This is a genomic window from Persicitalea sp. (genome assembly GCF_041751555.1).
Classification (GTDB): Bacteria; Bacteroidota; Bacteroidia; order Cytophagales; family Spirosomataceae; genus Persicitalea.
Genome location: NZ_JBGSXF010000302.1, coordinates 1 through 5,701, shown reverse-complemented (window position 1 = coordinate 5,701; position 5,701 = coordinate 1). Strand labels below are relative to the sequence as shown.

6 protein-coding genes are annotated in these 5,701 nt (G+C 49.5%); 1 reads left to right on the top strand and 5 read right to left on the bottom strand.

The genetic code is table 11. From position 1 onward, the window contains the following. The 5 genes from ACEW8P_RS10850 to ACEW8P_RS10830 form a co-directional block, all read right to left on the bottom strand. The coding region (locus tag ACEW8P_RS10850; RefSeq protein ID WP_373513103.1) for an STN domain-containing protein at positions 1-410 on the bottom strand (410 nt) is incomplete at its 3' end. Between the two features lie 114 nt (positions 411-524). Further along, a complete protein-coding gene (locus ACEW8P_RS10845; protein WP_373513102.1) occupies positions 525-1,601 on the bottom strand; it encodes a FecR family protein in 1,077 nt (358 codons plus the stop codon). A gap of 70 nt (positions 1,602-1,671) precedes the next feature. Continuing rightward, complete coding sequence (locus ACEW8P_RS10840) at positions 1,672-2,277, bottom strand: RNA polymerase sigma factor (RefSeq protein ID WP_373513101.1); 606 nt, start codon at positions 2,275-2,277, stop codon at positions 1,672-1,674. A 180-nt stretch (positions 2,278-2,457) separates the two neighbouring features. Further along, positions 2,458-3,999 (bottom strand): GMC oxidoreductase, encoded by a 1,542-nt coding sequence (locus ACEW8P_RS10835; RefSeq protein ID WP_373513100.1) that lies wholly within the window; start codon positions 3,997-3,999, stop codon positions 2,458-2,460. Between the two features lie 74 nt (positions 4,000-4,073). Continuing rightward, complete coding sequence (locus tag ACEW8P_RS10830) at positions 4,074-5,009, bottom strand: VOC family protein (RefSeq protein WP_373513099.1); 936 nt, start codon at positions 5,007-5,009, stop codon at positions 4,074-4,076. A gap of 188 nt (positions 5,010-5,197) precedes the next feature. Here ACEW8P_RS10830 and ACEW8P_RS10825 point away from each other — a divergent pair. Next, positions 5,198-5,701 (top strand): YceI family protein (locus tag ACEW8P_RS10825; protein WP_373513098.1); only part of this gene is annotated, 504 nt, incomplete at its 3' end.

Below are 5,701 nucleotides of genomic sequence, written 5' to 3'. Positions count from 1 at the left end.
GTAAGGGTACTGCTGCTGGCTTCATCGGACGCATTGGTACTTGTAGCCAATTTTTTGAACAGCGCGATTTGCTTGCCCGAAACCTCGTATCGAATTTGTAGCGGGCTGAGTAGTTCGTTGAGGAACTCTTTTAACGTTGCTGATTTTCCCACCAGGGTCACCCGCTGATCGACCCCAATTTCCCGAGGGTTGTAGATAAAGCGAACGTTACTATTGCGTTCCAGATAATTGAGCGCACTTTTCAAACTAGTGCTGTTTGCTTTTACGTGGATTCTCTGGTCGAGGATTTCCTGTCCGTTGGCGACGTGTGCCCAGGTAGTAGTCATGAAAAAGCCAGCAATCAGAAATTGGATGGCCGATAGTTTCATGATTCGGGCAAAAGGTGAAAACTTGGTAAATTTTTTATCCATGAGTATAAGATTAATTTACTCATAGATGGCAGGAAGGAAGGCCAGATACTGCTAAGATTATGATTATTTTTATAAAAAAAGGCGGCAGTCGCCTATCCCGGCAAAATACATCTGTTAATTATCACATCCTTTGCTGTGGATGATGATTTGTCCATCGACTATTTCGTAGTTGGAATGTGAGATTCGGGCAATAAGATTTAGCTTGTCAAAGAGTGATTCGTCGGTTAGATTGGCTGTAATGTAGCAGTTCTTTACAGTCGTTGCATCGTAAATGACGGGTAGGCCATAGGTCCGTTCCAGTTGATCGAACACGCTTGAAATGGGAGCTTCGTCAAATTCGTAGGCGTGACTTTCGATTTTCTGCAGGACTATAGGTTGAGGTACAACGGACTTTACTAAACGCTCTTCTTTGTTGACAAAAGAGGCTTGTTGATTGGCCGTTAGCACTACCCCCATTGCTTCATTTTGCTGCAGGCGCCGCGCCGTGCCGATGTCCTTCCGTGTATAAACCGAAACCCGTCCTGAACGTACCTCCACTTTGGCGTTCTCGCCTTGGGTCGTGACCATAAACGACGTGCCGAAGACCTGCGTCGAGATACGGTCGGTATGTACCCAGAACGGTTGCTTGGGATTTTTTGTAATATCGAAAAATGCTTGCCCAGTCAAATAAACCGCCCGCTGATCGGCCATGAATTTCTTGGGATAACGTAGTTTGCTTTTTTTGTAAAGCGTGACGGTACTGCCATCATGCAGGGTGATTGTTTTTGGCTGACCTTCTTTATTTTCTATTTCCTCAAAATCAGCGACCAGTACGGGACTTATTTCGGATAGGGTTTCTATCCCGGCAGAACCAGTTCGATTGAGCCAGAAGGCATAACTCAGTCCCGCAACCAAAAACAGAGATGCGGCAATTTGGAAAATTGACCTCCTCCAAAACGAACGAGCTGAATTCTGCTCCGTAACTTCTTCGGTGATCGAGGTTAATTCCTCGGCGGACAATGCTGTATTTTTTTCCTCGAGAGCATAAAGAAAGGCTCTGGCCAGCTGCACCTTGCCTGCCATTTCTGGGTGCGCAGCCAGCCAGCCCACCCAAAATGCTTCGCTCTCCGGGTCGCGTTGAATCACCCACCGCCGAAAGCGCTCGTCCTGCGTGAAATCTTCGACCTCGAATTTATGATAGTCGGGATGCATGATGTGAAGGGATAATCATTTGGTAATGGATGGCCAATAAAAGTGCCAGATACTTATTTCGGCCGAAAAATCAGAAAACAATGTACCCTAAAAAGAAAACCCAAGTGACAAGGCCCACCCAATTTTCCCGAAAACTTTTGAAGGCAGCCTGCAGTAAATTCGACACCGACTGGGCATTGACACCCATGATGACCGCTATTTCGTCTCTTTCCAGGTTTTGGTAAAAACGAAGGTAGATGGCTTCACGTTGCCGTTTAGGCAGTCGATTGAGTACGTCGGCAATACGGTGGGTCGTTTCGGCCAGGCTCTCCTGCTCGATCACACTCCACTCCGGCGAAAATTCCACAAAATTTGAATCGTTTTCCAGATCGACGGGCCAGGCTTCCTTTATTATATGCTGACGGTCGCTCTCGCGAAGTACCCGTCGCCGCACGCAACTTAGCAAATACGCCCTGACACTTTCGGGCGTGCTTATCTGTTCCCGGCGATTCCAGATTTCAATAAAAACCTCCTGTACACAGTCCTTTACAAAGTTTTCTTCCCGTACGAATTTGAAGCCATAGTTTTGCAGAAGGTTGAAGTACTTAGCTAAAAGTTTGCCCAGAGCCAACTCGCTGCCGCTTTTCAGCTGCTGCCAAAGTTGTCGGTCAGTGGTAGTTTGGGAAAGAGCGGCCATGCAGCAAGTCATTTATTGTAGAGACGCGATTTATCGTGTCTTACCATGCATCGCGGTAGGGCCGAATTATTATGAAAAAGCCGGGATCGAACGAGTGTTGCTCGGTCCCGGCTGGTAAAAGAAGCTCGCGAAACCTTTTTAGTCGTAATCTTCGCCGCTCAGACGCGATAAATCGCGTCTCTACAATCGTTCAATGAGGTGCTCGCCGACGCGGATGGCGTTAGCGATAATCGTTAGCGACGGATTGACGGCTCCCGCCGACACGAAGAAACTACCATCGACGACGTAGAGGTTATCGATCTCGTGCGTCTTGCAGTTGAGATCCAGTACAGAGGTTTTGGCGTCGGTGCCGAATCGCATCGTGCCGTTTTGGTGCGCCACACCCGCCAGCGGAATCGTTTTGCCAAGGTAGAATTTGTGATCCAGGATGGTGTCGCAGACATCGCATTCCTGAAGTACCTCCTTCCAGCGTGAGCGCAGGCGATTGAATCCTTCCTCGTTATTGGGCTGGTATTTGAGGTACTTCTTGCCTTTGATGAGTTGGACGCGGTTGTTGGGGTCGGGCAGGTCTTCGCCCGTGAGCCACCAGTCGATGGTATGATCGGCAATTTCTTCCAGCACGAAACCGGGAGCGAGTTTGGGCGCGTCCGCGGCAATCATGTGCTTATTGGACTTGCCCATGAGCTGTACGTGACCCATCGGAAATTCGTAATCTTTTTCCCCAAAATAAAAATCGCTGAAAGCAATTGTCTTCTGAAAAACGGTGGGGTTTTCGTGCCGACTGAGCGCCATCATGGCGGCATTCAGGTGCTTCATAAAATTGCGGCCCAGTTGGTCAGACTTGTTAGCCAAACCGTTAGGGTGCTGGTCGGTGGCCGACTGCATGAAGAGCAGTGAACTATTAATGGCTCCGCAGGCCACCACAAACATATCGGCCGAGAAAGTCTGCCTCGCCCCGTCGGGTGACTCGACTTCTACGGACTTGATTTCATTACCCGAGGCGTTCGTAATCAAGCGAGTAGCCTGGGCGTTGGTCAGTAATGTTACGTGCGACTCGTCCGTGGCGGGTCTGACGCAGTTGATATCGGCGTCGGCTTTGGCGTGAATCAGGCAGGGAAAGCCGTCGCAGGTCGGGCAGCGGATGCAGTCGCTGTGCAGGCGATCGGCTTCGTTGAGCCGGATGCCCAGCGGCAAGTACGAAGGGGTGTAGCCTTTCCCGCGCAACTTGTCGTACATATCCTGGATGACGGGTTCGTGACTCACGGGCGGATTGGGGTACTCGGCGCTTCGGGGCGGGTCGGTGGGATCGATGCCGCTCTTGCCGTGGACGTTGAACAGCTTTTCGGCTTTGGTGTAGTAGGGCTCGAAATCGGCGTATTTCAGCGGCCATTCGGGCGACACACCACCCGCGTGCTGAACGCACTCAAAGTCGCGCTCGCGCAACCGGAACATTGCTGCCCCATAGACCTTGGTGTTCCCCCCTACAAAGTACCCCATTTCGGGTTGAAAGGCTTCGTCTTTGTCGTCGTAAAAATCTTCGGCGTTGTGGTATCGGCCCTTCTGAAATACCTCGACGGCATCCCAGTTGGCCTGTTCACGGGGTAAAAAGGTACCGCGTTCAAGAACCAATATACGTTTACCGGCTTGTTTGAGCGTATCCAGGGCCGCACCTCCGCCCGCGCCGGTTCCGATGATGATGATATCGTAGTGTGAAGTGTTCAAGGGAGTGTAGAATAATGACGGGGTCGCCCGTACGATGATGAATTATAAATGTTTGATTTGGCTTGCTGCATGCATTAGCTCTTGGAACGAAGCATCACAGCGTGGCCGTCGGGGTCGCGAACCAGGAAGGCATAGTAGGTATCCGGCCCGTCGAGTTCTATTCGAGTAGTTGTTTTAGAAATAAACCGCACTTTTTCCTGGCTGAGTTTATCGCGCAATTCCGGCAGGTTTTCGGTTTCGATGACAGTGTGCCAGTGGAAGAGATCGTTGGGGCGGGCGTCTGCAGGGTAAGCGCGGCCATTATCGGGATTTTCAAATTCCAAAAACTCTATACCCGGCCCCTTTTCAAATTTCATCGCGGTCACTAACAACTTAGCGTCTTTTACCTGATTGAGTTTCTCCTGCTCGGGGCCATAATTTTCAGTTTGGGAGTCCCGATTCATCCCGAGCTTTTCGTAAAATGATTGACTATGGGCGGTATCGTCGATGGCGATAGCTGTGTGGTCTATCCCCAAAAATACGCCTGATTTATTTTTCCATTTGGGGTCGATTTTGTCTTTGGGAAAATGAATGAGTTCGAGTGCATGGCCGTCGGGGTCTTTGAAATAAAAAGCCGTAATTCCGGCAGCTTCCAGATAGCCTGGCAGAGTTTGGGGCGCGGGCGAAATGGGTTCGACCTCGAACATGGCAAGATGTTCGATGGCCGTATCCATATCCGCTACTACGATGGCCAAATGCTGGAACCACAGATCGTTACTGGCAGAATCCGTTGGAATTTCTTCGCTGGAAGCAGAATTTTGGAATTCCAGCAGTTCGATGGACTCTTGTCCCAGAGAAAGTACTGCGATCACTACGCTGCTCGGCTTGGCACCTTCGGGCACCCCAAAGAGAGGATCAACGATTGACGGTTCGAGCGTATAATTCCCAATTCGCTTGAAATTCAGAACCTTCTCGTAGAATCCTATTGAGCGGGCCAGATCCTTGACAGTAAGGGCGACACGAGAAATCATGATCGAAAATTATTTTTGCAATGATGGCAGATGGGCGTGATTCGTCTTGTCTCGAAATACTACCCCATTTATCAAAAGAATGTTTTCCCATGGTATGAATAATATGTCTTCTGTTCACTACTCACGCAACCTACCAACTGCCTTGCTACGTAACAGAGAGCATAAACCAAGATAAACCTCTATCGTTCATGCGTAAATTATTTTTATTAGCGGCTTTGGCCACGTCAACTTTTACCTACGGGCAATCCTGGACACCTACTGCCGCCCGTACTGCGTTCACTGCCAAGATGTTTGGTGTGAAAGTAGTCGGCACTTTCAAAGGTTTCAAGGGAAACGTCAATTTCGATCCCAGCAATCTGGCTCAGTCGAGTATCACAGGCAGCGTGGACGCCGCCACTATCGACACTGATAATTCGTTGCGCGACGGTCACCTACGCGAAAAAGAAGATTTCTTTCAGGTCGAAAAGTACCCGCGCGTCACACTTAAATCTACTAAAATCGAAAAGTCTGGTTCAGACTACGTCGGAACGTTCGATTTGACACTAAAAAACGTGACTAAAAGCGTTAGAATTCCTTTTACTTTTCAAGAAAGCGGCTCCACGGCGACGTTGGAAGGTTCAACCAAGTTGGATCGCACTGACTGGAAATTCGGTGGCAACACGCTGGGAATGTCCGACGACGTGAAGATAGAT

Coding starts and splice junctions, on each gene's coding strand:
- ACEW8P_RS10840 (WP_373513101.1), bottom strand. CDS start 2,277: ATGGCCGCTCTTTCCCAAACTACCACTGACCGACAACTTTGGCAGCAG.
- ACEW8P_RS10830 (WP_373513099.1), bottom strand. CDS start 5,009: ATGATTTCTCGTGTCGCCCTTACTGTCAAGGATCTGGCCCGCTCAATA.
- ACEW8P_RS10845 (WP_373513102.1), bottom strand. CDS start 1,601: ATGCATCCCGACTATCATAAATTCGAGGTCGAAGATTTCACGCAGGAC.